The sequence below is a fragment of the Streptomyces sp. NPDC056347 genome, assembly GCF_042262625.1.
Taxonomy (GTDB): domain Bacteria; phylum Actinomycetota; class Actinomycetes; order Streptomycetales; family Streptomycetaceae; genus Streptomyces.
Map to the genome: position 1 here is coordinate 1 of NZ_JBHJQP010000039.1, position 25,809 is coordinate 25,809.

Here is a 25,809-nt window from a genome sequence, read left to right on the forward strand (position 1 = left end):
AGGTTCTTGGGGGCCTGGGCGTCGATGGCTTTGTTCACGGCGTCGATGAAGGCCTGTTTGTTGAACTCGCCGGGTTTCGCGGCGTTCATCTTCTCCGTGTTGGCGGCCTTGCCCTGGGCTTCTTTGTCGTCCGGGGGCGCGACCGCGGCGTCCTGCGCGGACCTCGACTCCGTGGCGGCGGGGGCATGGACGGACAGACGGGTCCGCTTCGCCGCGACATCCGCCTTCACTTTCCGGAACCCGGGGGCCTGGGCGGGGGACGGCTTGACCGGAGGGGTGTAGCGCTGGGCGACCAGACGGGACACCGCACGATTCCCCGCCGCACGCTGAAGACGCTGGAGACCGGGCGCACGAGGAAGGGGGACGCTCTCGCGGCGGGCGGCGTCCCCCGCGCGGTCGGGCCCGGGGGCGGAAGCGTCCTTGTCCGGAGTCGCCTTCATCCGTCCCCCCGCTACGAGTTCGCCCGCTCGCCGATTCCAGGGTGTGCGGGGCGACCACCCCGTACGCAGGACGGGCGGACCGCGTGCGGGGGCATCGTCCGGCGGCATGGTCGGCGTGCGGGCATTGCCTGATCGGGCAGCGGCCGGTGCACGGGAGGGCGGCCGAGCGTCCGTTCCCGGTGATCGCGGCTCTGACGAGAATTGCGGGCGTTCCCGGCCAAGGAGAGACTCATATGCCGTCGTACCTGTCCCCGGGCGTCTACGTCGAAGAGATCGAGTCCGGATCCCGGCCGATCGAAGGGGTGGGCACCTCGGTCACCGCCTTTGTCGGCTTCGCCCGGAAGGGACCGTTCGACGAGCCGACGCTGATCACCAACTGGAGCCAGTTCGTCAGCACGTTCGGCGACTTCGTCGACGGCACGTACCTGGCGTCGGCGGTGCAGGGGTTCTTCACCAACGGCGGCGGTGTCTGCTACGTGGTCCGCATCGACGACGGCTCCGAGCCCCTGGCGGACACGGACGCGGACGGGGACGACGGTGCCGTCGGCCGGCTGCCCGCGGGGTCCGAGACCCAGCTGGGGCCGTACGCGGTGAAGCCCCGCCCCGGAGCGGCCGGGCAGATCACCGTCGAGGTGACCGAGGCTGAGGCGGAGGACCCGCCCTCGGACGTCTTCCAGCTGATCGTGCGGCGGGACGGGCAGGTCGCGGAGACGTACCCGGGCGTGACCACCAAGCGCAGCAAGGACAACGTCGCCACCAAGGTGAACGCCACCTCGGAGCTCATCGAGATCCGCGAGACCGGACGCGGCGCCGCACCGGCCAGGCCCGAGCCGCAGAGCGTCACCCTGGCCCCCGCCGCGCCCGCCCCGAACGGCACCGGGACGCTGACGCCCGAGCTGTACGTCGGCGACCCCGACCGCCGTACCGGGGTCGGCGGGCTGGAGGCCGTCGAGCAGGTCACCACCGTCGCCGTACCGGACCTGATGAGCGCGTACCAGCGCGGGCTGCTGGACCTGGAGTCGGTCATCGCCGTCCAGCAGGGGATCATCAGCCATTGCGAGCTGATGGGCGACCGGGTCGCCATCCTCGACCCGCCGCCGGGTCTCAGCCCGCAGCAGATCCGCACCTGGCGTACCGGCAGCGCCAACTTCGACTCCAAGTACGCCACGCTCTACTACCCCTGGATCCGGGTGGCGGACACCGCCTCGGGCAGGGCCCGGCTCGTACCGCCGAGCGGCCACATCGCCGGGGTCTGGGCGCGGAACGACGAGTCGCGCGGGGTGCACAAGGCGCCCGCCAACGAGGTCGTACGCGGGGCGGTCGCCCTCCAGACCCAGCTCACCAAGGGCGAGCACGACCAGCTCAACCCGATCGGGCTGAACTGCATCCGCTCCTTCCCCGGGCGCGGCATCAGGGTCTGGGGCGCCCGCACCCTGGCCTCCGACCCGGCCTGGCGGTACCTGAACGTACGACGGCTCTTCAACTACCTGGAGGAGTCGATCCTCACCGGCACCCAGTGGGTCGTCTTCGAACCGAACGACGACGCCCTGTGGGCCCGTATCCGGCGCACCGTCTCGGCGTTCCTGGTCAACGAGTGGCGCAAGGGGGCGCTGTTCGGGCTCACCCCGGAAGAGGCGTTCTACGTCAAGTGCGACCGCGAGACCAACCCGCCGGAGAGCATCGACGCCGGGCAGGTCATCTGCGAGATCGGGGTGGCGCCGGTCCGGCCGGCCGAGTTCGTCGTCTTCCGGCTCTCCCAGCTGACCGGCGGCACCGGCGGCGTCGACGAGTAGCGCGTAACAGCGGAATGAGCGGCCAGAGCGGCAAGAGCGGTAAAGGAGCCTGTTGTGCCACTTCCCGATCTCGACAGCACCGTCGGGGCCTCGTTCGGCCTCGAGTTCGACAGCGTCGTCATCAAGCAGATCACCGAGGTCAGTGGTCTGAAGATGGAGCAGGACGTCATCGAGCTGAAGCAGAACACCGCCGACGGCCGTTACGCCATCAAGAAGCTCCCCGGCAGGCCGAAGGCCGGTGAGGTGACCGTGACGCGTGGGCTCACCGAGGACAGCAGCTTCGAACGGTGGATCAAGGACTCCCGGTTCGGCCGGATGACCACGGCCCGGCGCAACGGGGCGGTCATCGTGTACGACCACGAGGGCATCGCGATCAAGCGGTACAAGCTCATCAACGCCTGGCCGAAGTCCCTGGAGATCGGCACGCTCAAGGCCGGTGACACCTCGGTGCTGACGGAGAAGCTCGCGATCACCTACGAGAGCATGGAACTCGACTGATGCGACGCACGGCACCGGCGGAGGAGCGGGAACGGCCGGACGCGCATCCGGCGAACGGCCGACGGGAGCCGCTCCGTACCGAGTTCACCTTCGAACTGCCGCGCGGCTACGTCGACGAGGCGGGCGTCGTGCACTACACGGGAGTGATGCGGCTGGCGACGGCGCGGGACGAGCTCGTGCCGCTGCGGGACGACCGGGTGCGGGAGAACTCCGCGTATCTGTCCGTCGTACTGATCTCCCGGGTGGTCACCCGGATCGGCACGATCGACGACATCCACCCCGGCATCATCGAGGACCTCTTCGCCTCCGACCTGGCCTTTCTCCAGGACTTCTACCGGCGGATCAACGCCGAGGGCCACACCCGCGCCGCCGTCTCCTGCCCGGCCTGCAAGGAGGAGTTCGCGGTGAATCTCGCCGGTGGCCGCCTGGGGGAATCGTGACGTACGCGGCCGACCTGCTCTACGAGGAGGTCGCGTACCTCGCCTACCACTTCCACTGGCCGCTCGACGAGCTGCTGGATCTGGAACACCCGGAACGTCTGAGGTTCGTCGCACAGATCGCTCGCCTCAACGGGCAGTAGCGGACAGCGCAGTGAGCGGGAAAGGGCGGGAGAGTCCATGGGCCTGATGTCCTGGCTGCGCGGTGGCGGACGTACGGCGGATACGGGTACGGGTTCGGGTTCGGGTACGGGTGCCGACGCGGGCACGGGCGGTGTGGTGCGTGAGCGTGTCGACCTTTCCGAACTTCCGCCGATCCAGCGGACGTTGGGGGCACAGGATCTGGTGATCGATCCGGCCGGGTTCCAGGGGTCGCTCTCCACCCGGCAGGACGCCTCGCTCGGTACGCCGCTCGGGCATCTGGTCAGCCCGCAGGCGCCGACCGGGCTGGTGCGCGGGGTTGCGGAACCGGCGCCTCCGGCGGCGCCGGCCGTTCCTGCGGCGGTGCAGCGGGCCGTGGAGCTGCCGGTCCGGCCCCGGGGGCCGCTGCCGCCGGCGGTGTCCGTGCAGCGGGTGGTCCCGGGCGAGGGGCCCGGGATGACCTCGGCCAAGGGAGCGCCGGAGGCGGAACTTCCGGTACGTCGGCTGGTGGGCGAGCAGCCGTTGGCGGCGGTGGCGGTGGAGGTGCCCGAGCCGGAGGCGGGGCCGGGGGCGGGGCCGGGGGCGGTGTCGTTCCCGGGTGTGGATGTGCCCGTTCAGCGGGCGGTGGGGCCCGGGGCCGGTGTGCCCCGGCGTGCGCCCGGGCTCGGGGCGCCGATGTCCGGGCTGCCGCCGACGGCCCAGCGGCGGCCCGCCGCCGACGTTCCGGCCGCGGTGGACGGGCCGGATCCGGCGGCCCAGGGGCCCGTGGACAGTGGTGACGGGGGCCTCGGGATGCCCCGGGACGCTCAGGGGGCCGGGACCCCGGAACCGGCGGGCGGGTCCGACGCGCCCACCGCCCCGCTGCTCGGGGACTCGCCCCTGCTGCCTTCCGACGCGCCGGACCCCGGCGACCCCGGCCCCGGTCCCGCACCCGTCGGCCCCGCGTCCGTCGGCCCCGCACCGGCGGTGCAGCGCACCCCCGTCGTACCGCAGCAGCCCCTGGCACCGCCCCCCGCCCCCGAGCCGGTCGCGCCCCTGCTCGCCGCGCGGCCCCTGGAGCTCCAAAACGGGCCGGACGCGGGCTCCTCCGCCGTACAGCGCTCCGCCACGGGCGGGGTGGAGCCGTCACCGCCCGCCGGTCCGGGGCCGACGCCTCCCGGAGCGGAGAGCGGGAACGCCCCCGGCGCCGTGGACGCCGTACCCGTGCGCTGGACGCCCGCCGGGCCGGGGGCGGCGTCGCTGCCCGAGGTCACCCCGGGCGCACCGGCGTCGCTGCAACGTACCGGCGCGGCCCCGCAGCCCGCGCCGCCGGGAGCACCACCGCCCCGCCCCCCGCTCCCCGGCCTGCAACGCCGGACGGCCGGTGGTCCCCCGGTGCCGCGTTCGTTGTCGCGTTCCGCCGGACCGGGCGCGCCGTCCGGCGGCGACGGGCCCGCCGCGCCGTCGTTCACCACGGCGGGCGCGGTCGCCCTCGCGGCCGGGGTGGCGCAGCGGGCGGCCGACGGCAGCGTCGTCTTCGGGCCGCCGCCACCGGCGTACGCCTCCCCCGTCGTCCAGCGCGAGACGGTGACCGAGGAGCCGCCGCCACCCGACCCGCCCCAGGACACCGCCCCCGAAAGCCACGAACCCGAACCCGGACCCGGACCGGAGCCCGGACCCGGACCGGGAGCGGAGACGGCCGCCGCGCCGGGCGGACCGGCGGGAGCGGCCGGTCCCGGCGGCGCACCCGTCGTCACCGACGAACTCGTACGGGCCCTGTACCCGCCGCTCAGCAGGCTCTTCAAGGCTGATCTGCGGCTGGAACGAGAACGGGCGGGATTCCTCATCAACACCCGGCACTGATCAACACCCGGCACTGGTCAACACCCGAACCCGACGACACCCGAACCCGACAACACCCGGCACTGACACAGCACAGGAAAACGAGAGGTACGTGCCATGGCCACCGCCCAGGACAACGATCCCGCCGTCAGCGTCTGCTTCGTCGTCACGATCGACGACATCGAGCTCGGGTCGTTCAACACATGCGACGGGCTGGGCTGCGAAGTGGTGCTCGAAACCCGGGAGGAGGGCGGGAACAACGGGCATCTGTGGCAGCTGCCGACCCGCCTGAAGTACTCGAACGTCAAGCTGTCCCGGCCGCTCACCAAGGAGACCGAGAAGGTGGCGCGCTGGTTCGCCACCATGACGACCGGGTTCAGCCGGAAGACCGCACACATCGAGGCGCGGACCGGGGACGGGACGAAGGTGGCCCAGTGGGGGCTGCTGGAGGTCGTGCCCGTCCGCTGGACCGGCCCGTCCTTCTCCCCGGAATCGCCCAAGGTCGCGATGGAGACGATCGAGATCGCCCACCACGGCTACATGATGGAGGGCTGAGCGTCGTGAGCGGTGCCGGTCCCATCGCCTTCAGCGCCGCCGGTACGTCCGGGGCCTCGGCCGCGAGGGCCGGAAAGGGCGGCTCGGCCAGGCCCAAGCTGGAGCACGCCTATCTGGAGCTGCGGACCCCGCCGACCGGCGGCGGCCTCACCCCCGGCGGCCCGTGCGGGCGGATCGACTTCCAGTTCAACCCCAAGGAGCTCAGCCTCACCAAGGCGGCCTCCTGGAAACGGAGCACGGCCAAGGGCGCCAAGAGCTCCGGCCCGCCGGAGTACCAGGGCTCGCAGCCCAGCAAGCTCACCGTGGAGATGTTCTTCGACGCCAGCGACACCCAGGACACCCGGGTGGTGACCTCCGTCGAGCAGCTCTTCGCCTGCTGCGTACCGACCAACGAGACCCGCCAGCAGCAGCGTTCCTCGCCGCCGTGGGTGGTCTTCCACTGGGGCGGGCTGACCGGGTTCCCCGGCTATGTGAGCCAAGTGCAGGCGAAGTACACCCTGTTCACCACGTCGGGCGTGCCGATCCGGGCCGTCTGCCAGGTGACGATGGAGGAGATCAGCGGCGACACCCCGGGCCAGAACCCGACCTCCGGCGCGCTGGCCGCCCGCCGGGTGCACCGGCTGGACGCGGGGGACTCGCTGCCCTCGCTCGCGCAGCGCGAGTACGGCGACCCGGCGGCCTGGCGGGTGATCGCCGAGGCGAACGGGATCGACGACCCGCTGCGGCTGGCCCCGGGACGGCAGCTGCTGCTCCCGGCGCTCGACGAGCTGAACCGGCTGGCGGAGAACCGGGACGGAGGGCGTCCCTGATGGCCGCGCAGCCGGGCGTCGCGACGGCGCTGATGGTGGAGTTCGGCGGCAGCCCGCTGCCCGCGAAGTTCGTGAACACGCTGGTCGAGGGGTACGTCGACGACAGCCGGACGCTGCCCGACCTGTTCCTCCTGAGGTTCCGCGACCCGGACCGGGTGCTGCTGGAGCAGACCGGGCTGAAGATCGGCACCGAGGCCCGGCTGCTGGCCCGCGCGGGCGGCGACTCGACGCCGAAGCCGCTGCTCAAGGGGGTCGTCACCGCGCTGGAGGTGGAACTGGACGAGACCGGCACCTTCACCGTCGTACGCGGACTCGACGAGTCGCACCGGCTGTTCCGGGGACGCCGGGTGGCCAGCTACCAGAACATGACGCTCGCCGACATCTGCGCCCAGGTCGCCCAGCGCGCCGGGCTGAAGCCGGGCACGGTCGACGTGGCCGGTCCGGTGCTGGAGCACATCGCCCAGCCGAACGTCACCGACTGGGAGTTCGTCCGGGACCTGGCCGAGGAGGCGGGCGCCCAGGCGTACGTACTCGACGGGCAGCTGCACATCACCCGGCCCGCCGAGGCGAGCGGCGCCCCGGACGGTTCGGCGCGGGCGGACCGCAACCCGCTGGTCCTGGAGATGGGGAGCAACCTGCTCCGCTGCCGGGCCGGGGTGTCCTCCGCCGAGCAGGTCTCCGAGGTGGAGGTGCGCGGCTGGGACGTGAAGGCCAAACAGCCGCTGGTCGGGCGCGCCCCGGCCGGCAGGTCGGCCACGCTGGAGCTGGGGGTGAGCGCCGCCGAGGTGTCCGCCCCGTTCGGCGAGGCCCGGTTCGTGGTCACCGACGCGGCGTACGGGGCGCAGGCGCAGGTGGACCAGGCGGCGAAGGCGCTGGCCGAGCGGATCGCCGGGTCGTTCGCGGAGCTGGAGGCGGTGATCCGGGGGAACCCGGAGGTGCGGGCCGGGAGCGCGGTGGCGCTCAACGCGGTGGGGGCGCCGTTCGAGGGCCGGTACACGGTCACGTCCTCGCGGCACGTCTTCGACCCGGTGCGCGGCTACGAGACCTGGCTGACGGTCTCCGGCCAGCAGGAGCGCTCCCTGTTCGGGCTGACCGGGGGCGGGCCGGGCGCGGGCGGCTCCGGAACCGGCTCCGGCGGTGGTTCGCGGTGCGCGGGGCTGGTCAGCGGGACGGTCACGGACACCCAGGACCCGGAGGGCTCGGGGCGGGTCAAGGTGCGGTTCCCGTGGCTGTCGGACGAGTACGCGAGCGACTGGGCGCGCACCGCGCAGTCGGGCGGGACGGGCGGCGGCGACGCGTTCATCCCGGAGGTCGGCGACGAGGTGCTGGTGGGCTTCGAGCACGGTCACCTGGACCGGCCGTACGTCCTGGCCGGGCTCTACAACGGGAAGGACCGGCCGTCCCAGGGCAGCGGAAGCGGCGGAAGCGGGGGAAACGGGGGAAACGGGGGAAACGGGGGAACGGGCGGCGGAGGCGGCGGGATCGTCGGCGCGGTGACCGCGGCCGCCACCGGCGCGCCGGCCCCTTCCGGCGCACCGGCCTCCTCCGCCCCCTCCGCGGACGCCCCCGGCGGCTCGCTCGTCGACCCGACCAGCGGCGCCGTGAACCGCCGCGCCGTCGCCACCAGGAGCGGCAACCAGCTGGAGATCCTGGACGACGCCAACGGGCCGCAGGGCGTCCGGCTGCTCACCGGGGACGGAAAGCTGAAGATCGACCTGGACCGCAGGGGCACCGTCATCCGCGTCCACAGCGACGGCAGCGTGACCATCGAGGCCAAGCAGCAGGTGTCCATCAGGGCGGAGCGCGGCGTCGCGCTCGACGGCGGCCGGGGAGCCCTCGAACTGAGCGGCGACAGCGTCACGTTGAAGTCCCGCAGCGGAGTGAGCGTCGACGGCGGGAACGGCGAGGTCACGCTCGCCACCGGCGGCACGGTCGAGGTGCGTGGCGCCCAGGTCACGGTGGACGGCACCCAGCGCACCGAGGTCAAGGGCGGCTCCTCGCTCTCCATCAACGCCCCCATGGTGAAGATCAATTGACCGTTCCGGCGACCGGCCGCCCCAACCGCACCAACCGAACCAACCGCACCGACCGAACCGAGAGGAACGGACCCCATGTCAGCAGTCGCGGCCGCAGCCGCCCGGGTCGGCGACCCCACCGGACACCCCGGCACGGTCGGGCCCCCCGGCGTCCCGACCGTGCTGATCGGCGGGCTCCCCGCCGCCACGGTCGGCACCCCGCACCTGTGCGCCTCGCCGCCGCCCGCGGTGCACCCGCCGTCCGCGATCGTGCCGCCCGGCAGCACCACGGTGCTGATCGGCGGGTTCCCCGCCGCCCGGGTCGGCGACCGGGCCGCCTGCGGCGCACCGATCGTGTCCGGGTGCCCGACCGTGCTGATCGGCGGCTGAACGGCATGCGGATCGGTGGGCGCGGCGGCACGCGGGACGACACACGAATCGGCACGCGGGACGACACACGAATCGGCGTGCGTAACGGCACGCGGGACGGCACATGCGGCGGCATCCGCGGCGGCGTGCGCGACGGCACGCGAACCGGTGTCCGCAACGGCATGCGAAATGGTCCGGAGAGCGGCGCGGGAACCGGAGGCTGACCACCGTGGGACAGGAATTCATCGGCGCGGGCTGGGCCTTCCCGCCGCGCACCGACGCCACCGGCTCCATCGCCCTGGTGCGCGGCGAGCACGAGCTGGAGGAGTCGATCCGGCTGATCCTCGCCACGTCACCGGGTGAACGCCCGATGCGCCCGGAGTTCGGCTGCGCCGTCAACGACTACGTGTTCGCCCCGGCGGACGCGGGCACCGCCGGACAGCTCGCCTACGAGGTACGGCTCGCGCTCGACCGGTGGGAGCCCCGGATCGAGGTCACCGAGGTCGTCGTCCGGTTCGACGAGGTCGACAACGGGGTCCTGTACATCGACATCGGCTACACCGTCCGGGGCGCCAACGACCCCCGGAACCTGGTCTTCCCGTTCTATGTGATCCCGCAGCACGAGGATCTCGCGATCCCCCGGCACGAGGAGGTGGACGGCGCGTGACGCTGCCCAGCCCGCATCTGGACGACCGCCGTTTCCAGGGCCTGGTGGACGAGGCGAAACGGCTCGTCCAGCAGCGCTGCCCCGAGTGGACCGACCACAACGTGTCGGACCCCGGCGTGACTCTCATCGAGGCCTTCGCGACCATGGTCGACCAGCTCGTCTACCGGGTGAACCGGGTCCCGGAGAAGAGCTATCTGACCTTCCTCGACCTGATCGGCGTCCGCCTCCACCCGCCCACCGCCGCCCGCGCCGACGTGACGTTCCGGCTCTCCGCCCCCCAGCCCGAACCGGTACGGGTCAGGGCCGGTACGGAGGTCGCGACCGTACGCACGGAGACCGAGGAGGCCGTGGTCTTCACGACCGTGGACGAACTGTCCATCGCTCCCTGCGAGTTCGCCCACCTGGCGGCCTGGCCGACGTCCGGGGACGCCGTCGACCGCACCGAGGAACTGAACCTCGGCCGGCCCGTGCCCTGCTTCGGCACCACTCCCACGCCCGGTGACGCCCTCTACGTCGGACTGTCCGGGGCCGTCCCCGCCGGGGTCGTCGTGCTGCGGCTGGACTGCTCGGTCGAGGGCGTCGGCGTGGACCCGCTGCGCCCGCCGCTGGTCTGGGAGGCCTGGGACGGCACCGCCTGGGTGGCCTGCGAGACCGAGAAGGACGACACCGGCGGCTTCAACCGGTCCGGCGACCTGATCCTGCACCTGCCGCAGGGCCACACCCCCGCCGTCGTGGTGCGCCGCACCGGCGGCTGGCTGCGCTGCCGCCTGGTGGAGGCGGCCCCCGGGCAGCCCACCTACATGGCGTCCCCGGTGGTCCGCCGGATCACCGCGTTCACGATCGGCGCGACGGTCGGGGCGGTGCACGCCGAGACCGTGACCGACGAGGTGCTCGGCCCCGCCGAGGGCGTACCCGGTCAGAGCTTCACGGTGAGCCGGCCGCCGGTGGTGCCCGGGGAGTTCGTCGTCGAGGTCGCCGACCCGGCGGGCGGGGCACAGGGCACGGAGTGGACCCGGGTCGACGACTTCGCGCACTCCGGCCCCGAGGACCGGCACATCACCCTCGACCCCAACTCGGGCCGGGTCGAGTTCGGCCCCGCGGTACGGGAACGGGACGGCTCGATCCGCTACTACGGCAAGGTGCCGCCGAAGGGTGCCGCGGTCCGGGTCCGCTCGTACCGCACCGGCGGCGGGCTGCGCGGCAACGTGGCCCGCTCCACCCTCCGGGTGCTGCGCAGCGCCATCCCGTACGTGGCCCGGGTGGAGAACCGCCGCCCGGCCCTCGGCGGGGTCGACGGCGAGACGGTGGAGAGCGCCCGGGTGCGTGGCCCGATGACGCTGCGCACCCTGCACCGGGCCGTCGTCCCGCACGACTACGAACTGCTCGCCCGCGAGGTGGCGCCCGACGCGGCCCGGGTGCAGTGCATCGCGGCCGGCCAGGACGCGGACGTCGAGGCGGGCGGGGTGCGGCTGCTGATCGTGCCGGCCGGGCGCAGCGACGAGCAGGGCCGGATCGAGTTCGACGAGCTGATCCCGCCGGAGCACACCCTCGCGCTGATCGCGGGCCACCTGGAGGAACGGCGGCCCATCGGCGCCCGGCTGGTCGTCGAACGGCCCTTCTACCAGGGGGTGACCGTGGTCGCCTCGGTCCAGGCGCGGCGCGGTGCCGTGCCGGAGCGGGTCCGCGAGGAGGCGCTGACCGCGCTCTACAGCTACTTCAACCCGCTGAGCGGCGGGCCGGGCGGCGACGGCTGGCCCTTCGGCCGGCCGGTCCAGTCGGGCGAGGCGTTCGCCGTGCTCCAGCAGGTGCCGGGCGTGGACCTGGTGGAGGACGTACGCCTCTTCCCCGCCGACCCGGTCAACGGGCAGCGCGGCGAACCCACCACCAAGATCGCCCTGGACCGGCACGCGCTGGTCTTCAGCTACGAGCACCAGCTCCGGGTACGGGAGGCCTGACCGCCATGCGCACAGCCGTGACCGGACTGCCGACCCCGCACCCGCTGATCGAACAGCTCCCCGCGGTCTACCTGGAGCAGGACTTCCTGCGCAGGTTCCTGGAGGCGCTCGACGACGTGCTCGCCCCGGTACTGCTCTCCATCGACAACCTGCCCGCCCACCTCGACCCGCGCAGCGCGCCCGAGGACTTCCTGACCTGGCTGGCCCAGTGGGTGGCCGCCGACACCCGCGCCGACCACCCGATGGAGCGGCGGCGGGAGACGGTGCGGGGCGCGGTGGAGCGGCACAGCAGGCGCGGCACCCGGCGCGGGCTCGCGGAGGCGGTGCTGCTGGAGACCGGGATCGAGCCGGAGATCGCGGAGAGCGGCGGCACGGCGTGGTCGACGACGCCGCACACCCGGCTCCCCGGCGGTCCGCGCCCGTGGGTCACGGTCCGGGTCCGGCCCACCCAGCCGTACCAGATCGACCGGGTGCGGCTGGAGGAGCTGATCCGTACGGAGATCCCGGCGCATGTGGGCTTCGACCTGGAGGTCCTGTGATCTGCGGGACGTGCGGCCAGAACAACGCGCCGGGGACGCAGTTCTGCACCTCGTGCCGGTCGTTCCTGGAGTGGGAGGAACCGCCGTCGAGCGGTACGCCCACGAACACGAACACGCGTACGGATGCGGATGCGAGCGGTACGCCGACGGCTCCTCCGGCGACTCCCGCCGCCGCACCCGTTCCGCCTGCTCCCGCGCCCGCACCCCCGGCGCCCCGGCCGTCCCCATCGCCCCCGCCCCCGCCCACGCCCCCGTCACCGTCCCCGCCGTCCCGGAGCGCCGCCGCGACGGCCGCGCCGCGGCGGCCCGGCGACGATCCGGACACCCCGGTCCCGGGCCCCGAGGCGCTCCCCGCCGTGCCGGACCGGCCCGCCCCCGCACCCCCGGGCCCGCCGCCCGCCCCGCCCGTGCGCTGCCCCGGCTGCCGTACGGAGAACGCCCCGGACCGCACCCTGTGCGTCCACTGCGGGCTGCTCCTGGACCCGGGGCCGCCGCCCGAGGTCCGGCCGCCCTGGTGGCGCAGGATCCTGCGCAGGCGGCCGCGCCGGGCACCCCTCGCGGGCACCCGGCCCAAGCGGCGGCTGTGGCGCCGGCCCGGGCTGACGCTGCCGATCGTGCTGGTCGTGCTGGCGGCTGGGGTCTGGTTCGCGCTGCCGCACGTGTCCGGCTGGCTCGGCCTCGCCAAGGACGAGACCGGGACGCCGGAGGCCGTGCCGCCCACCCGGTTCCGGGCCTCCAGCCGGGCCGCCGGGCACCCGGCGGGCGCGGCCTTCGACGGCTTCACCAACCGCTACTGGGCGCCCGCCGACGACGGACCCGACACCGGGCGGGGGCAGTATCTGGAGTGCGACTTCGAGCAGCCGGTACGGGTGCTGAAACTGGTGGTCTTCCCGGGCGTCTCGTCGAAGATGGACGAATTCCTGACCCAGGCCCGCCCGGCCAGGATCACCGTCCGGCTCACCTCCGCCGACGGCACCAGCGTCAGCAGGAAGCTGCGGGTCAAGGACCAGCCGGGCCAGCAGACCTTCGACCTGCGCGGATCGGAGATCGTCCGGGCCCGGCTCACCACCGAGACCACGTACGGAGCGGGCCCCGACCGCCGGCTCGCCGTCGCCGAGGTCGAGTTCTTCGGCCGCAGGCCCTGACCTTGGACCGAACCGAACCGAACCGGATCAGACAGGACCGGACCTGACGGGACGCCGAGAAGGAGATCCGGCAGGGAGCCCCGAGAGGGAGTCCCGGGAGGAATCACTCCGAACGGCGCAGCGCCACCAGGCTGTCCGCCTGTGCGAGGCCGCTCTCCTCGACGACCTCGCGCACGCTCTGCGCCGCGCGCACCAGCGCGAACCGCGGCCGCCCGTCGGACCCGGTGCGGTAGCCGTACACGGCGGGCCGGGGCAGCGAGTTGTACGAGAAGTGCGTGGAGAAGTAGTACGCCCCGGTGTCGTACAGCGCCACCACGTCACCGGGCTCCACGGCCGGCAGCTCGGCCCCGGCCGCCGTGAGGTCCCCGGCGAAGCAGCAGGGCCCCGCGATGTCGACGGTCTCGGCCGGGCCCTCCTTCGGGCGGCCCGCCGGGTCGAAGACCCCCACCCGCAGCGGCCAGGACCCGGGCATGAACACGGTACGGGTCGCGACCTGGGCCCCCGCGTGGGTGATCGCGATCCGCCGGCCGCCCGCGGACTTCGTGTACTCGACGACCGTGCCGATCGTCCCGCTCTTGGCGAGCAGCGAGCGGCCGAACTCGGTGACCAGCGCGTACCGGCCGTCGAAGAGCCCCGGCACCGCCGCGCGGAGTCCGGCGGCGTAGTCGGCGTAGGTGGGACGGTCCTCCTCGTCACCGAAGTTGACGGGGAGTCCGCCGCCGATGTCGATGCCGGTGACCTGGGCGCGGCCCACCCGTTCGTTGATCCGCTCGGCCAGTTCGTAGGTGGCCCTCAGGCCCTCGGCGACGAGCGGCGGCGGGCAGCCCTGGGAGCCGACGTGGGCGTGCAGCCGGTCGAGCCAGGGGCGGCGCTCGAAGGCCTCGACCACCGCGTCGGCGGCGCCCGGGTCGCGCAGCGCGACGCCGAACTTGGAGGTCGCCGTCGCCGTGCTCATCGCGCCGATGGCCCCGGCCCCGACCTGCGGGTTCACCCGGATCCCGAGGGGGCCGGACGCCTCCCGGCCCGCGAGCAGCCGGTCCGCCCGCGCCAGCTCCTGGAAGTTGTCCAGGTTGACCGCGATGCCGTGGGCGAGCGCGAACTCCAGCTCCCCGGCCGTCTTCGCGGGGCTGTCGAAGACCAGCCGGTCGTACCCGAACCCGGCGGCCAGCGCCTGCTCCAGCTCACCGGGCGAGGCCACCTCGCACCCCATTCCCGCGTCCGCCAGCAGCCGCAGCACCGGCACCAGTCCGCAAGCCTTGGCCGCGAAGGTGTGCAGCACCGGGGCGGGCCCCTCGAACGCCCCGTTCAGCGCGTCCACCGCGGCCAGCACCCCGTCCACGTCCAGCAGCCCCACCACGGGCGCCTGCGGACCGAGCAGCCCCTCCTCGACGGCCCGCGCCAGCGCCGCCGTACGGCGCTCGGCGCGCGGCAGGACCGTAACCCCCGACGTCATGTCCACCACATCACCCCTTCGTCGTGTACCGACAGCTTCGGGGCGCGGGGGACCGTACGTCTTCGACCGACACGACGACACCCGGCCGGTTCCTTCGGCGTGCCGGACAACCGAACGATCAACCCGGGCGCGGCGGGTGCTTCGGCCGGGCCGCCAGCCGCAGCCCGATCTCCGCGAGGAGGCGTACGTCGGGGTCGGCCGGGTCGACGCCGAACAGCTCCCGGGCCCGCCGCAGCCGGTACCGCAGGGTGTTGGGGTGGACATGGAGGCGCCGGGCCGCCGCCCCGGCGTCGCAGGAGGCGTCCAGGTACGCGGCGACCGAGGCCCCGTACGCCGAACCGTGCGTCCGGTCGTGCTCGACCATCGCGTGCACCGGCCCCGACAGCGCGCCCCACAGCGGCTCCAGCCGGTCGAGGAGCCGCAGCGCCGACGTCCGGGCCACCACCTCGTGGTGCGCGGCCGCAGCCGACACCGCCCCGCCGTCAGCTGTCCGGGCGGCCCGCTCCCGCAGCGCCCGTACCACCAGCTCCGCCGCCTCCCGCGAGGCGGGCAGCTCCGCCGGGCCCGCCGCGACCGGCCCGGCGCCCGCGAACACCGCGCACCGGGTCACCGAACGCGCCGCCGCCAGCAGCGCGCGGGCCGGATCGCGCTCGCCGTCCCCGGCCGGGACCAGCACGTACAGCCGCCGCCCGGAGTGCGCCGTCGCACAGCCCGGCCGGTCCGCGGCGGCCCGCAGCGCGAGGACGTCCAGCACCCGCCGCCCGTCCGGTCCGCCGGCCCCCGTTCCCGCTTCGGCCACGACCACCGCGTAGGGCCGGTCCGCCGCGACCCCGGCCTCCGGCGCGGCCCCGACGTTGCCCCGCAGCAGCGCGTGCACCGCCTCCTCCCGGGCCCCGGCCGCGGCCCGGCCCCAGGTGCGGTGGTGTGCCAGATGCGGCACGGCGGCCCGGGCGGCGGTGCGCAGGGCGTCCGCCGCGTCCTCGGTGAGCGGCCGTCCGTCCGGTGCGGCCCAGAGGGTGCCGAGGACTTCGGAGCCCTCGCGCACCGCGACGGCCAGCCGCTCGGCGTACCGGCCGTCGGCGGGCAGCCGCACCACGTCGTCGGTGCTCCACAGGGTCTGGAGGAAGCCGCTCTCGCGGAGTTCCGCGACCCGCCAGCGCGGCACCTCCTGGCCCAGGATCGTCAGCCGCCGCATCGGATCGGGCTCGTGGTCGAGGCGCGAGTAGGCCAGCACCCGGGACTGCGGGTCCTCGATCGTGATGGCCCCGCCGACCAGGTCCGCGACCGTGTTGGCCAGCCCGGACAGGTCGCCGGGCCGCAGCCCCACCACCGGGGAGTCCGTGCCGCGCGTACCGGACGGGGCACGGTGCGAGGCGAGCGCGGTCCGCAGCCGCCCGAGCACCTCCGTCCAGCCCCGCTCCGGCCGCCGGGACAGCAGCGCGGTACGCCCCAAGGCCGCCGCCTCCAGCAGCTCCGGCCCGGGGTCCCGGCCGCCCCGCCGCATCACGACGGCCGTGGCCCCGGTCAGGTCGGCGGCGCGCAGGACGTCCACCGCCCCGGGCGAGCCGAGCTCCACGCCGACCGCGAGGAGGACCAGCCCGGCGGTGCCGTACGGGAGCGGCTCCTCACCGGGGTCGTGCAGGGCCACGCCGGTGACCGGTATGGAGGTGGAGCGGGGGGCGACGACGACGTCGAGCGTCCCGGGGGCGACCAGGGCGAGCAGCTGCCCCAGCGAGGGGCCGGGACTGGTGCCGGAGCCGGTGCCGGTATCCGTGTCGGCGGTGCTGGAATCGAAGCCGGCTTCGGTGTCGGTGTCGGTGTCGGTGTCGGTGTCGGCTTCGGCGTCGGCTTCGGCGTCGGCTTCGGTGTCGTCCCGGTCCGGTTCGTGCGTCGGCATCCGCATCCGCCCATCATGGCGGGCGGACGCCGTCCGGGGCCTACGGGCGGCGGAGCCCGTCGAAGGCGACCTCCAGGTGCCGGGGCCCGCGCAGCACCGCGTTCTGCCGGTACGGCGGCGGGTCCGCCACCAGGCGGGGGCCGTCGAGCCGGGTGGCGAGTTCGGTCAGGGCGAGCTGCGCCTCCAGCCGGGCCAGGGGCGCGCCGAAGCAGGTGTGGATGCCGCTGCCGAAGCCGAGGTGCTGGATGTCCTTCCGGTCGGGGTCGAAGCGGTCCGGATCGGGGAACCGCCGTGGGTCGCGGTTGCCGGAGGCCAGTACGAGCCAGACCCCGGCCCCTCTGGGGATGGTGGTGCCCGCGATGTCGATGTCCGCGAGGGTGGTGCGCTGCGGGAGCAGCTGCACGGGCGGTTCGAAGCGGAGCAACTCCTCCACGACGGGCACGGCCAGCCCGGGGTCCTCGCGCAGCCGGTCCAGGACCTCGGGGTGGCGCAGCAGGGTGAGGGTGCCGTTGGTGATGAGGTTGACCGTGGTCTCGTGGCCGGCGATCAGGAGCAGGGCGGCGGTGCTCAGCACCTCGGGCCGGGTCATCCGCCCGTCCGGCCCGTCCCCGGTGACCAGTGCGGACAGCATGTCGTCGCCGGGGGCGGCGGCGCGTTCGTCGAGCAGCCCGTTCAGGTAGAGCCCCAGCTCGGTGCGGGCCTGCCGGGTGAGGCGGAACCGTTCGCCCGGGTCCCCGCGGGGGTCCGGGTCGAGCCCGGCGGCGATGGTGTCGGCCCAGGAGTGGAAGCGCGCCTCGTCCGCGCGCGGGATGCCCAGCAGCCGGCAGATCACGGTGACGGGAAACGGGTACGCGAAGTCGTCGACGATGTCGGCCTGCCCGCGCCCGGCGAAGCCGTCGACGAGCCCGGCGACGATCCGGGCCAGCTCGCCCCGCATGTTGTGCACCCGCCGGGGCGTCTCGGGCGGCCCGAACGGGCGCATCGTCATCCGGCGCAGCCGGTCGTGCTCGGGCGGGTCCAGCCGCAGGAAGGCGGGCGGCAGCGGCGAGTCCTCCTGCTCCTCCAGGAGGGTGCCGGAGGCGCTGGGGGAGAGGTTGCGGGTGTCGGAGCTGAGCCGCGGGTCGTGCAGCAGGCTCTTGATCTCCCAGTAGGTGCTGACGACGAACAGGTCGTCGCCGTCCTGGAGCACCGGGGTCCGGCGCAGCTCGGCGTAGAGGGGGTACGGGTCGGCGCGGCTGCCGTAGTCGATGATCTGCCGCAGCAGCGTGCTGTTCGTCATGGTCGCGGGTCCTCGGGTCCTCGGGGGGTGCTCGCGGGGCGGGCCGTGGCGGGTTGTGGCGGGCCGGGTCAGGCCCGGGCGGGGGTGAAGGTGATCCGCTGCTCGGTCGGCGCGTAGCCGCTGACGGTCACGGACGGTCCGTGGGTGGGCAGGGAGGGGTCCGGGAACTCGGCCGGTACCGGCCGCAGCCCTTCCGGACGGCGGTCCACCGAGGCGTAGTCCGGCGGGAAGGGCGCGGCCGAGCGGATCTGCTGCTCGTAGAACCCCAGCCACTTCGTCTGGTCGAACGAGACCGCGGCGATCACCCGGCCCTGGTATCCGTACACCCCGGTGAAGCGGTGGTCGGCGAGCGAGCCCTGGGCGACGATGATCTCCTCGCCCAGCGACGGGACGCCGACCGACTTGATGTTGACGCCGAACTGGGCGGACCAGAAGGCCGGGACCCACAGGTGCGGGCGGCGTTCGGAGCTGCTGCTGATCATGTTGTGCGCGGCGGTCGCGGCCTGCTCGACGGCGTTGCCCCAGTGCTCCAGGGAGAGGAACTGGTAGCCGAAGAGGGCGTGCGGCGACCGTGCGACGTCCCCGGCGACGAAGACGTCGTCGGTCACGATGCCCCGTACGTCGAAGGCCCGGCACCCCGCGTCGCAGGCGATCCCGCGCGGACCGGCGGCCAGGCCGGACCCGGCCAGCCACTCGGTGTTGCGGGTCGCGCCCAGGGCGATGACGGCGATGTCCGTGTCGAGGGCGGTGCCGTCGGAGAGGTGGGCGCGCCGCAGCCGCCCCGCCGGGTCGCCCTCCAGACCGGTGACCATGATCCCGCAGCGCAGGTCCACCCCGTGCGCCCGCTGGAGCTCCGCCGCGACCCGGCCGACCACTCCGCCGAGGGCGCCCACCAGGGGCGCCGCCCCGCGCTCGGCGACGGTCACCGGGAGTCCGCGCTCACGGCAGGCCGAGGCGATCTCCGAACCGGTGAAGCCCGCGCCGATGACGAGCACCCGGCGCGGTGAGGCCGCCAGCCGTCTGCGGAGCCGGGCCGCGTCGTCCCGGGTGCGCAGTACGAAGACCCCGTCCAGCTCGGCCTCCGCCCGGTGCGGCCAGGGCCGGGCCCGTACCCCGGTCGCGATCAGCAGCCGGTCGTAGGGCACCTCGTCGCCGTCGGCCAGCCGGACCAGCCGGGCCGCCATGTCGAGCCCGGTGGCGGCGGTGCCCAGGCGCCAGGTCGCGTCGAGGCCGGGCTGCCGGGGCAGCTCGGTGTGGTCGGGCGAGGCGTGGCCCAGCAGGACCTGCTTGGAGAGCGGCGGCCGGTCGTACGGCTCGTGGGGCTCGTCCCCGATCAGCGTCAGCGAACCGGTGAATCCCTCGCTCCGCAGGGTCTCCGCCGCCCGCAGCCCCGCCAGGGAGGCTCCGACGATCACGATCCGCCCCTCGCGCCTCAGCCGCTCCGTCGCACTGTCACCGGACACCGGACGCCGCCCCCTCCGCCGTCCGGGGCTCCGGGTACTCCACCCGGATGGCCTGCACCGGGCAGGCGGCGGCGGCCCGCCGCACCTGCTCCTGCTGCGCCTCCTCGGCGTGCGGGTTGTACAGCAGCGCCTCCTCGCCGTGCATGCTGAACACATCGGGGGCCAGGAAGGCGCACTGCGCGTACCCCTGGCACCGGTTGAGATCGACGACAAGCCGCATCGGGCCCCGCCCTTCCGTTAGTACCTCAGCCCAGGCTGCGAGGCGGGCACCGGAAGCGCGACCACGGGCGGACCACTGGGGTCATCACCCGAACGAGCCCGAACGAGCCCGAACGAGCCCGAACGAGCCCGAACGAGCCCGGTGGCGGACGGCGGCGGACGGCAGCCCTCAGAGCGGGACGATGACGAGGGCGGTGTCGTCCCCGGTGCCCGTCGACGGCAGCAGGTCCGCCAGCAGGGCGTCGGCGAGGGCTTCGGCGCCGGCCCGGGCGTGGCGGCTCAGGGAGCCGGCCAGGCGGGCGAGGCCGGTGTCGATGTCCTCGCCGCGGCGTTCGACCAGGCCGTCGGTGTACAGCACGAGGAACCCGCCCTCGGTGAACGGTGCCGTGGCCTGCGACCAGGGGCCGTGGTCGAAGCGGGCGCCGAGCGGCGGGTCGGTGGCCCGGTCCAGGAACTCGACGGTGCCGTCGCTCCGCAGCAGGGCCGGTGGCAGGTGACCGGCGACGCTGTACGTGATGTGGTGGGTGTCCCAGTCGATGAGCGCGCTGGCCACCGTCGTGTTCTCGGCCCCCACGACGGAGTCGGCGTACAGCTCCAGGATCTCCAGGGCGCGGGCCGGGCCGCCGCAGGAGCGCGAGGCGGCACTCAGCGCGCTGCGCAGCTGCCCCATGACGGTGGCCGCGGACAGTCCGTGGCCGACCACGTCGCCCACCGCGACCCCGAGGCGGTCGCCCGGCAGCTCCACCAGGTCGTACCAGTCGCCCCCCACCTCCAGCGCGCCGACGGCGGGCCGGTAGCGCACGGCCACGGTGTGGCGTCCGACCACGCGCGGCGCGGGCAGCATCGCCTCCTGGAGGCTCAGCGCGACCGCGCGGGCCTGGATCAGTTCGGTGACGTCGGCCACCCGGTGCAGCAGCATCGCGACCCGTCCGTCCGTGCCCGGGACCGGGATGTTGGTGATGCTCCAGAAGCGCTCCTCCGCCGCCCGGGGCCGGACGGCGGAATCCGTCGGCTCGAACCGCTGCAACTCCATGGTCTCGGCCCTGCCGGTCCTCGCGACCCGGTGCAGGGACTCCCCGATGTTGCGCGCCACGACCGCGTTGGGGTGATTCGGCGTGTCGGCGTAGTCGTCGGGCATGTAGCGGCCGATCACGTCCTCGCGGTTGCGGCTGACCATGCGCAGCCACTGCTCGTTGACGTCCGCGAAGAACAGCTGCGGGGTCAGGAGGGCCACGGCCCCCGGAAGAGCCTGGAACACCGCCGTGTAGTCGATCTCCGGTTCCGCCATGACCGTCCCGCCTGGACGCAGTGAGACCCCACCTACACCTTGTCGGATGTGCGCGGCCCCCGCCTCCCGTACCGCGCCGCGGTCCGCCCCCCCGGGTGACCGTCGCGTACGGACAGCCGCCGCGGAACGGGTCGTCACTGGCGGAAGAGGAGGATGCTTCCGGGGTTCTCCAGTTTCGTCGCGGGCGCGCCGTTCCGGTCGCGCACATTGCCCTCGGAGTCGGTGGCGACGTAGACGGACTTGCCGTCCGGGCTCAGCGCGATGTCGCGGTAGCGGTTCCGCGCCTTCCACAGCGGGACGGCCCCGGCGACCTTCCGGCCCCCGTCGGTGAGCTTCAGCTGGTAGACCGTGCCGTCCTTGAGGGTGGTCATGAGGAGCGAGTCGCGCAGCCCGGCGATGCCACCGGTCCCCGGGTAGTACGTGATGCTGGAGTTGGCCACGGTCGGCCAGCAGAGGTAGATCAGTTCGCCGCACTTGGGATCGGCGAAGTCGTAGTCGGAGCCGACCGTCCCGAAGGTGCGGATCGGCTCGGTGAACCGTCCCTTCCAGTCGGTCTCCTTGTGCCGGGGCACCGACGCGGGCACCTCCAGGTCGCTGAACGTGAGGTCGGCGCACGGGGTCGGTGCGGACGCGGACCACGGACGGAACGCGTAGGCCTTGTCGTCCCGGTATCCCGCCACGCGGGGCCAGCCGTAGTTGGCGCCCTTCGTCAGGATGTTGACCTCGTCGTCGGTCTTGGGGCCCTGGTCGGTGCCGTACAGGGTGCCGTCCGGCCCGAAGTCCAGGCCCTGGGCATTGCGGAACCCGTAGGCCCACACGTGACTGCGTACGCCGCCGAGCACGGGGTTGTCCGCGGGGATCGAGCCGTTCTCCGGGTCCAGCCGCAGCGTCTTGCCGCGGTAGGCGGTCCAGTCCTTGGCCTCGATCTCTTCCGCGGTGGGCAGCGACTGCGCCCGGTTCGGCTCGCAGAAGTGCTGGAGCTGGTTGGCGCCCTGGTCGCCGATCGTGTAGTACAGCTTGCCGTCGGGGCCGTAGCGCAGCCGGGCGCTCTGGTGGTCGGTGCCCGATGCCAGGCCGCTGATCAGGTTCTTCGGACGCCCCAGCTTCCCGGTTCTGCTGTCGTAGGTGTAACGGTCGATCCTCAGCCGCTGGCTGACCTCGGCGTCCGAGGCGTTCGAGTCGTACGTGTACGAGACGTACACGTAATCGCGTCCCTTGTTCTTCAGCAGGTCCGGGTGGAGTGCCAGACCCAGCACACCGTCCTGGCCGCCCATGGTGTGCACGGCTTTCCGCGTCAGGTCGAGGACGGTGTTCTTCGCGCCCGTGTGCGGATCGACGCGTGTGACCTTCCTGCCGTTCTTCTCCGTGACCCACAGGAAGTCGTCGGGTCCCCAGACGAGCTCGTACGGATTGTCCAGGCCGGTGGCGACCACCTGCTTGGTGAATCCGTCGAAGGACGCGGCGCCCGTGGCGGTGTCGCTCTCGCCACCTGGGCCGCCCGCGCCCGCCTGGAAGAGCGCACTCTGTGTGACGCCGAGAATCAGAACGGCCGGTATGGCGGCCAGCGCGATGCGTATGCGCATGTGTCTACTCCCTTCGGCCCCCTCGGTCACAGTCACTCATCAGGACGTCCCGATCGCGATGTGTGTCCGTCGGTCGGGTGACGAGCCCTTCGGGCGGCAGCGGGACCACCCGGTGTTCAGAGCGTGAACTCCGCACCGTCCGGGAGTACTTCGATCCCGTGGGCGGACACCTGCGCACGGGCCGGGGAGGCGGGGTCGACCAGGGGGTTGGTGTTGTTGAGGTGGGTGTAGACACGACGGACGCCGGGATGGCCCGCGAGGCGGACCAGGGAGCCGTCCGCCCCGTGGACCGGCAGGTGTCCCATGGACGGCTGCCCGTGGCCGGACCACGTGCCGAGCCCGGAGCCCATCTCGTCGGCGGTGCAGAAGGTGCCGTCCACCAGGGCGCAGTCGGCTCCGGAGAGCAGGCGGTCCAGTGCGGGCGTCCAGGTGGCGAGGCAGGGGGCGTAGACGAGGGCGCTCCCCGAAGCGGCGTCCTCGATCCGGTACGCCGTCACCCAGCGGTCGTCGGGCGGCGCCGCGCCGACGTACCTCGGGGGCTTCGGGCCCACCGGGTGGCCGGTCACCCTGAGCCCGCCGGCCAGCGTGGTGCCGTCGGCGCCCGGAGCGTCCCGCCATTCCCAGGGGGCGTACCGGTCGCTCATGGTCCGCAGGGGCAGGGCGCCGGTCAGGGCCCCCATGACGGGCGCCGTGGCGTGGACGGTCAGCCCGGCGTGTCCGCGCAGGAGGGCGAGGCCGAGGACGTGATCGGCCTCGGCGTCGGTGAGCAGGACACCGCGCACCGGAGTGTCCCGGGGGCCCGGCCCGGCGGCGAGGCGGGGGGAGGCCAGCAGCTGCGTACGAAGGTCGGGAGAGGCGTTGAGCAGCCACCAGTTGCTGTCGTCCCCGCTGACCGCGACGCAGTCCTGGGTGCGGCAGGGCAGCCGGCCCGCACGGGCCGCCGCGCACCGGGCGCAGGCACAGTTCCACTGGGGCAGGCCGCCGCCCGCCGCCGTGCCGAGCAGGACGACCCTCATGGGGGCGGCGGGGTGCGCGTGGCCGGGTCACGCATCGTCGGGGTGCGCATGACGAAGGCCGGCCGCGCCACGGCGTCCTCGGTGAGGAGGGCGTCCACCAGCCCGCGGTGCGGTGACAGGGCGCAGACCGGATCGGTCGCCGCCGCGTCCCCCGTGAGCTGGAACGCCTGGCAGCGGCAGCCGCCGAAGTCGGTGTGGCGCTCGGGGCAGGTGCGGCACGGACCGGACATCCAGCCGGTGCCGCGGAACGCGTTGAACGCGTCGGAGTCGTACCAGATCCGGGCCAGCGGCCGGCGCAGTACGTTCTCCACGGGCAGCGTCGTGATCACATCGGCGGCCGGACAGGGCCGGACGTCACCCGTGGGCGTGACGGTGAGCTGCCGGCTGCCCCAGCCGTGCATGCAGGGCTTGGGCCGGTCGGCGTAGTAGTCGGCCACGACGTACACCAGTTCCGGCCCGTGGTCCGCGTATCGGGCGCGGGCCTCCTCGACGGTCCGCAGGGCGGCCGCCAGTTGGCGCGGCGTCGGCAGCAGGGCGCCGCGGTTGCGCAGTGCCCACCCGTAGTACTGGGTGTTGGCCAGCTCGACGCGGTTGGCGCCCAGGGCCGTGGCCAGTTCGATGATCTCGCCGATGCGGTCGATGTTCGCCCGGTGCAGGACCACGTTCACGGTGAGCGGCAGTCCCGCGGCCCGTACCGCCCGCGCGGCCAGCTGCTTCACGGCGTGCACCCGGGCACCGGCGATCCGGTCGGCCCGTGCGGGATCGGCGTCCTGCAGGGACAGCTGTACGTGGTCGATCCCGTGGTCCGCGAGATGCCGGGCCCGGTCGGCGGTGAGACCGACTCCGCTGGTCACCAGATTGACGTACGCGCCGAGGCCGCGGGCGTGGGCGGCCAGTTCGGGCAGGTCGTGCCGGGCCAGTGGCTCACCCCCGGAGAAGTGCATCTGCACGACCCCCAGCTCGTGGGCCTGGCTCAGCACGTCCCGCCACTGATCGGTGGTCAACTCAGCCGACCGGGCGGCAAGTTCCAGCGGATTGGAACAGTAGGGGCAGTGGAGGGGGCAGCGGTGGGTGAGCTCGGCCAGCAGGCCCAGCGGAGCCTCAGTCATCGAGACCCACCACGCGCCGCTCGGCGAGATCGGCCAGCAGCTCGGTGACGTCGTCGCCGCGCACCCCGGCGTACCGCTCCCGCAGAAGACCGGTGATCTGCGCGACGGTCCGTCTGCCGTCGCACAGGGCGAGCACGGCGGCCGCCGTCTCGTTCAGCACCAGGACGCCCTCGGGCAGCAGCGCCATGTCCGTGTCCCGGACGTGATCACGGGTCAGCCGTACGCCCGGCCGCAGCCGGGGCGACGCGGTGTTCGGGGAACTGGTCACCGCTGTGCCGCTTCCTTCGGGCCGGTGCCGCCGGAGTAGTAGTCCACGGTGTCGAGCACCGCCCACAGCACCTCGCACTTGAACGCGAGGGCACGCACGCACGCCTCCTGCTCGGCACGTGTCCGGGCGCTTCCCGCGACGAGGTCCAGCAAGGCCTGTCCCTCCGCCGTCACGACCTTGATCCGCGCGGTGAAGTACGCGAGGCCGTCCTCGGCCACCCACGGATAGTGCTGCCGCATCCGGTGCAGCCGGTGGGTGAGCAGCCCGGGGGAGAACAGCTCCGTGAGGCCCGAGGCCGCCGCCTCCAGCCAGGGGCGGCGCAGGGCGAAGCCGACGTAGGCGTCGACGGCGAACCTGACCCCGGGCAGGACCAGCCGTTCCGAGAGCACGTCGGCCCGGTCGAGACCGACCGCCTCGGCCAGCCGCAGCCACTTCTCGGCTCCGCCCGAGCGGGTGTCGGCGCCGTCGTGGTAGACGATTCTCGTCAGCCACTGCCGCCGTACCTCGGGCAGTGGACAGTTGGCGACGATCGCCGCGTCCTTCTGCGGCAGGCACCGCTGGTAGTACCAGCGGTTGGCCACCCACAGCCGGAGCTCCTCGGCGCTCAGCGCTCCGTCGTGCAGCCGCTGATGGAACGGGTGCCGGTCCCAGTAGCGGGACCCCAGGGCGCGCAGCGCGTCGGTGAACTCGGCGTTGCTCCAGAGGCGTTCGGTCTCGCAGGTCAAGGTCACAGCCATCGGCGCGCTGCCGTCCCTTCATCGCGTTGTTCCTGCCCGGTCGGCGGTCGGCGGTCGGCGGTCGCATCCGGCGAGCCCGGGCCCGCCGGATGCGACCGCCGACCGGGCGATCCGGGATTCGTCACCGTCAGGCACGACCGGCGTAGGCGGTTACCTCCATGGGGGTGTCGAACACCTGGTACACCGGGCGGGTCCACGTCCTTGCCACGGGACGAGCCGGGCGCCGCTCGCGCACGGGGCTCTGCGCACGGACACGAGGCTTCATGGTGGAACGCATGGGCACTCTCCTGCCTGGGGGAGGGGCGCGCGCCGG

General features: G+C 73.7%; 25 protein-coding genes. 13 read left to right on the plus strand and 12 right to left on the minus strand.

The window, feature by feature from the left end:
• The coding region (locus ACFCV8_RS12040; RefSeq protein WP_376685193.1) for a hypothetical protein at window positions 1–305 on the minus strand (305 nt) is incomplete at its 3' end.
• Window positions 306–673: 368 nt separating this feature from the next.
• Here ACFCV8_RS12040 and ACFCV8_RS12045 point away from each other — a divergent pair.
• The 13 genes from ACFCV8_RS12045 (at window position 674) to ACFCV8_RS12105 (ending at window position 13,184) form a co-directional block, all read left to right on the plus strand.
• Window positions 674–2,233 carry a phage tail sheath family protein gene (locus tag ACFCV8_RS12045; protein WP_376685194.1) on the plus strand — a complete coding sequence of 520 codons (1,560 nt, stop codon included), beginning with the start codon at window positions 674–676 and terminating at the stop codon, window positions 2,231–2,233.
• Window positions 2,234–2,287: 54 nt separating this feature from the next.
• Window positions 2,288–2,731: a phage tail protein gene (locus ACFCV8_RS12050; RefSeq protein ID WP_376685195.1), complete on the plus strand. Its 444-nt coding sequence runs from the start codon at window positions 2,288–2,290 to the stop codon at window positions 2,729–2,731.
• Entirely contained in the window at window positions 2,731–3,171 is a 441-nt protein-coding gene (locus tag ACFCV8_RS12055) for a hypothetical protein (protein ID WP_376685196.1), read from the plus strand. Before ACFCV8_RS12050 ends, ACFCV8_RS12055 begins: the two co-directional genes overlap by 1 nt.
• Window positions 3,168–3,311: a DUF6760 family protein gene (locus ACFCV8_RS12060; RefSeq protein WP_093896703.1), complete on the plus strand. Its 144-nt coding sequence runs from the start codon at window positions 3,168–3,170 to the stop codon at window positions 3,309–3,311. The genes ACFCV8_RS12055 and ACFCV8_RS12060 overlap by 4 nt, the downstream gene beginning before the upstream one ends.
• A gap of 37 nt (window positions 3,312–3,348) precedes the next feature.
• Window positions 3,349–5,151 (plus strand): hypothetical protein, encoded by a 1,803-nt coding sequence (locus ACFCV8_RS12065; RefSeq protein ID WP_376685197.1) that lies wholly within the window; start codon window positions 3,349–3,351, stop codon window positions 5,149–5,151.
• Window positions 5,152–5,247: 96 nt separating this feature from the next.
• On the plus strand, window positions 5,248–5,685 hold the full coding sequence (locus ACFCV8_RS12070; protein ID WP_376685198.1) for a phage tail protein: 438 nt from the start codon (window positions 5,248–5,250) through the stop codon (window positions 5,683–5,685).
• Window positions 5,686–5,690: 5 nt separating this feature from the next.
• On the plus strand, window positions 5,691–6,494 hold the full coding sequence (locus ACFCV8_RS12075) for a peptidase M23 (protein ID WP_376685199.1): 804 nt from the start codon (window positions 5,691–5,693) through the stop codon (window positions 6,492–6,494).
• On the plus strand, window positions 6,494–8,530 hold the full coding sequence (locus ACFCV8_RS12080; protein WP_376685200.1) for a VgrG-related protein: 2,037 nt from the start codon (window positions 6,494–6,496) through the stop codon (window positions 8,528–8,530). The genes ACFCV8_RS12075 and ACFCV8_RS12080 overlap by 1 nt, the downstream gene beginning before the upstream one ends.
• A gap of 75 nt (window positions 8,531–8,605) precedes the next feature.
• Window positions 8,606–8,899, plus strand: coding sequence for a PAAR domain-containing protein (locus tag ACFCV8_RS12085; protein ID WP_376685201.1), 294 nt, complete (start codon window positions 8,606–8,608; stop codon window positions 8,897–8,899).
• Between the two features lie 208 nt (window positions 8,900–9,107).
• Entirely contained in the window at window positions 9,108–9,545 is a 438-nt protein-coding gene (locus tag ACFCV8_RS12090; RefSeq protein WP_376685202.1) for a GPW/gp25 family protein, read from the plus strand.
• Window positions 9,542–11,500, plus strand: a complete 1,959-nt coding sequence (locus tag ACFCV8_RS12095; protein WP_376685203.1) for a putative baseplate assembly protein — start codon at window positions 9,542–9,544, stop codon at window positions 11,498–11,500. The genes ACFCV8_RS12090 and ACFCV8_RS12095 overlap by 4 nt, the downstream gene beginning before the upstream one ends.
• 5 nt (window positions 11,501–11,505) lie before the next feature.
• On the plus strand, window positions 11,506–12,039 hold the full coding sequence (locus ACFCV8_RS12100; protein ID WP_376685204.1) for a phage tail protein: 534 nt from the start codon (window positions 11,506–11,508) through the stop codon (window positions 12,037–12,039).
• Between the two features lie 356 nt (window positions 12,040–12,395).
• Window positions 12,396–13,184, plus strand: a complete 789-nt coding sequence (locus ACFCV8_RS12105) for a discoidin domain-containing protein (protein WP_376685205.1) — start codon at window positions 12,396–12,398, stop codon at window positions 13,182–13,184.
• 103 nt (window positions 13,185–13,287) lie between these two features.
• On the opposite strand, the gene ACFCV8_RS12110 is transcribed toward ACFCV8_RS12105, so the two are convergent.
• The 11 genes from ACFCV8_RS12110 to pqqC form a co-directional block, all read right to left on the minus strand.
• Window positions 13,288–14,637 (minus strand): diaminopimelate decarboxylase, encoded by a 1,350-nt coding sequence (locus ACFCV8_RS12110; RefSeq protein ID WP_376685206.1) that lies wholly within the window; start codon window positions 14,635–14,637, stop codon window positions 13,288–13,290.
• 118 nt (window positions 14,638–14,755) lie between these two features.
• Window positions 14,756–16,540 (minus strand): PucR family transcriptional regulator, encoded by a 1,785-nt coding sequence (locus ACFCV8_RS12115; protein ID WP_376685207.1) that lies wholly within the window; start codon window positions 16,538–16,540, stop codon window positions 14,756–14,758.
• A gap of 34 nt (window positions 16,541–16,574) precedes the next feature.
• Window positions 16,575–17,813, minus strand: coding sequence for a cytochrome P450 (locus tag ACFCV8_RS12120; RefSeq protein WP_376685208.1), 1,239 nt, complete (start codon window positions 17,811–17,813; stop codon window positions 16,575–16,577).
• Between the two features lie 68 nt (window positions 17,814–17,881).
• Window positions 17,882–19,276 carry an NAD(P)/FAD-dependent oxidoreductase gene (locus ACFCV8_RS12125; RefSeq protein ID WP_376685209.1) on the minus strand — a complete coding sequence of 465 codons (1,395 nt, stop codon included), beginning with the start codon at window positions 19,274–19,276 and terminating at the stop codon, window positions 17,882–17,884.
• Window positions 19,266–19,496, minus strand: a complete 231-nt coding sequence (locus ACFCV8_RS12130; RefSeq protein ID WP_376685210.1) for a ferredoxin — start codon at window positions 19,494–19,496, stop codon at window positions 19,266–19,268. The genes ACFCV8_RS12125 and ACFCV8_RS12130 overlap by 11 nt, the downstream gene beginning before the upstream one ends.
• Before the next feature lie 168 nt (window positions 19,497–19,664).
• Window positions 19,665–20,783 carry a PP2C family protein-serine/threonine phosphatase gene (locus ACFCV8_RS12135; RefSeq protein WP_376685211.1) on the minus strand — a complete coding sequence of 373 codons (1,119 nt, stop codon included), beginning with the start codon at window positions 20,781–20,783 and terminating at the stop codon, window positions 19,665–19,667.
• A gap of 134 nt (window positions 20,784–20,917) precedes the next feature.
• Window positions 20,918–22,366, minus strand: coding sequence for a glucose/sorbosone family PQQ-dependent dehydrogenase (locus ACFCV8_RS12140; protein ID WP_376685212.1), 1,449 nt, complete (start codon window positions 22,364–22,366; stop codon window positions 20,918–20,920).
• 116 nt (window positions 22,367–22,482) lie between these two features.
• Window positions 22,483–23,382, minus strand: coding sequence for a pyrroloquinoline quinone biosynthesis protein PqqB (gene pqqB / locus ACFCV8_RS12145; RefSeq protein ID WP_376685213.1), 900 nt, complete (start codon window positions 23,380–23,382; stop codon window positions 22,483–22,485).
• Window positions 23,379–24,491, minus strand: a complete 1,113-nt coding sequence (gene pqqE, locus ACFCV8_RS12150) for a pyrroloquinoline quinone biosynthesis protein PqqE (protein WP_376685214.1) — start codon at window positions 24,489–24,491, stop codon at window positions 23,379–23,381. Before pqqE ends, pqqB begins: the two co-directional genes overlap by 4 nt.
• Window positions 24,484–24,759 (minus strand): pyrroloquinoline quinone biosynthesis peptide chaperone PqqD, encoded by a 276-nt coding sequence (pqqD, locus tag ACFCV8_RS12155; protein WP_376685215.1) that lies wholly within the window; start codon window positions 24,757–24,759, stop codon window positions 24,484–24,486. Before pqqD ends, pqqE begins: the two co-directional genes overlap by 8 nt.
• On the minus strand, window positions 24,756–25,496 hold the full coding sequence (gene pqqC / locus ACFCV8_RS12160) for a pyrroloquinoline-quinone synthase PqqC (protein WP_376685216.1): 741 nt from the start codon (window positions 25,494–25,496) through the stop codon (window positions 24,756–24,758). Before pqqC ends, pqqD begins: the two co-directional genes overlap by 4 nt.
• Window positions 25,497–25,809 lie beyond the last annotated feature (313 nt).

Bases quoted from the DNA above. Each gene is read 5' to 3' on its own strand.
- ACFCV8_RS12100 (WP_376685204.1), top strand. From the start codon at position 11,506: ATGCGCACAGCCGTGACCGGACTGCCGACCCCGCACCCGCTGATCGAA.
- ACFCV8_RS12130 (WP_376685210.1), bottom strand. From the start codon at position 19,496: ATGCGGCTTGTCGTCGATCTCAACCGGTGCCAGGGGTACGCGCAGTGC.
- ACFCV8_RS12080 (WP_376685200.1), top strand. From the start codon at position 6,494: ATGGCCGCGCAGCCGGGCGTCGCGACGGCGCTGATGGTGGAGTTCGGC.
- pqqB (WP_376685213.1), bottom strand. From the start codon at position 23,382: ATGAGGGTCGTCCTGCTCGGCACGGCGGCGGGCGGCGGCCTGCCCCAG.
- ACFCV8_RS12045 (WP_376685194.1), top strand. From the start codon at position 674: ATGCCGTCGTACCTGTCCCCGGGCGTCTACGTCGAAGAGATCGAGTCC.
- pqqC (WP_376685216.1), bottom strand. From the start codon at position 25,496: ATGGCTGTGACCTTGACCTGCGAGACCGAACGCCTCTGGAGCAACGCC.
- ACFCV8_RS12115 (WP_376685207.1), bottom strand. From the start codon at position 16,540: ATGCGGATGCCGACGCACGAACCGGACCGGGACGACACCGAAGCCGAC.
- ACFCV8_RS12135 (WP_376685211.1), bottom strand. From the start codon at position 20,783: ATGGCGGAACCGGAGATCGACTACACGGCGGTGTTCCAGGCTCTTCCG.
- ACFCV8_RS12055 (WP_376685196.1), top strand. From the start codon at position 2,731: ATGCGACGCACGGCACCGGCGGAGGAGCGGGAACGGCCGGACGCGCAT.
- ACFCV8_RS12070 (WP_376685198.1), top strand. From the start codon at position 5,248: ATGGCCACCGCCCAGGACAACGATCCCGCCGTCAGCGTCTGCTTCGTC.
- ACFCV8_RS12110 (WP_376685206.1), bottom strand. From the start codon at position 14,637: ATGACGTCGGGGGTTACGGTCCTGCCGCGCGCCGAGCGCCGTACGGCG.
- pqqE (WP_376685214.1), bottom strand. From the start codon at position 24,491: ATGACTGAGGCTCCGCTGGGCCTGCTGGCCGAGCTCACCCACCGCTGC.
- ACFCV8_RS12140 (WP_376685212.1), bottom strand. From the start codon at position 22,366: ATGCGCATACGCATCGCGCTGGCCGCCATACCGGCCGTTCTGATTCTC.
- ACFCV8_RS12065 (WP_376685197.1), top strand. From the start codon at position 3,349: ATGGGCCTGATGTCCTGGCTGCGCGGTGGCGGACGTACGGCGGATACG.
- ACFCV8_RS12120 (WP_376685208.1), bottom strand. From the start codon at position 17,813: ATGACGAACAGCACGCTGCTGCGGCAGATCATCGACTACGGCAGCCGC.
- ACFCV8_RS12085 (WP_376685201.1), top strand. From the start codon at position 8,606: ATGTCAGCAGTCGCGGCCGCAGCCGCCCGGGTCGGCGACCCCACCGGA.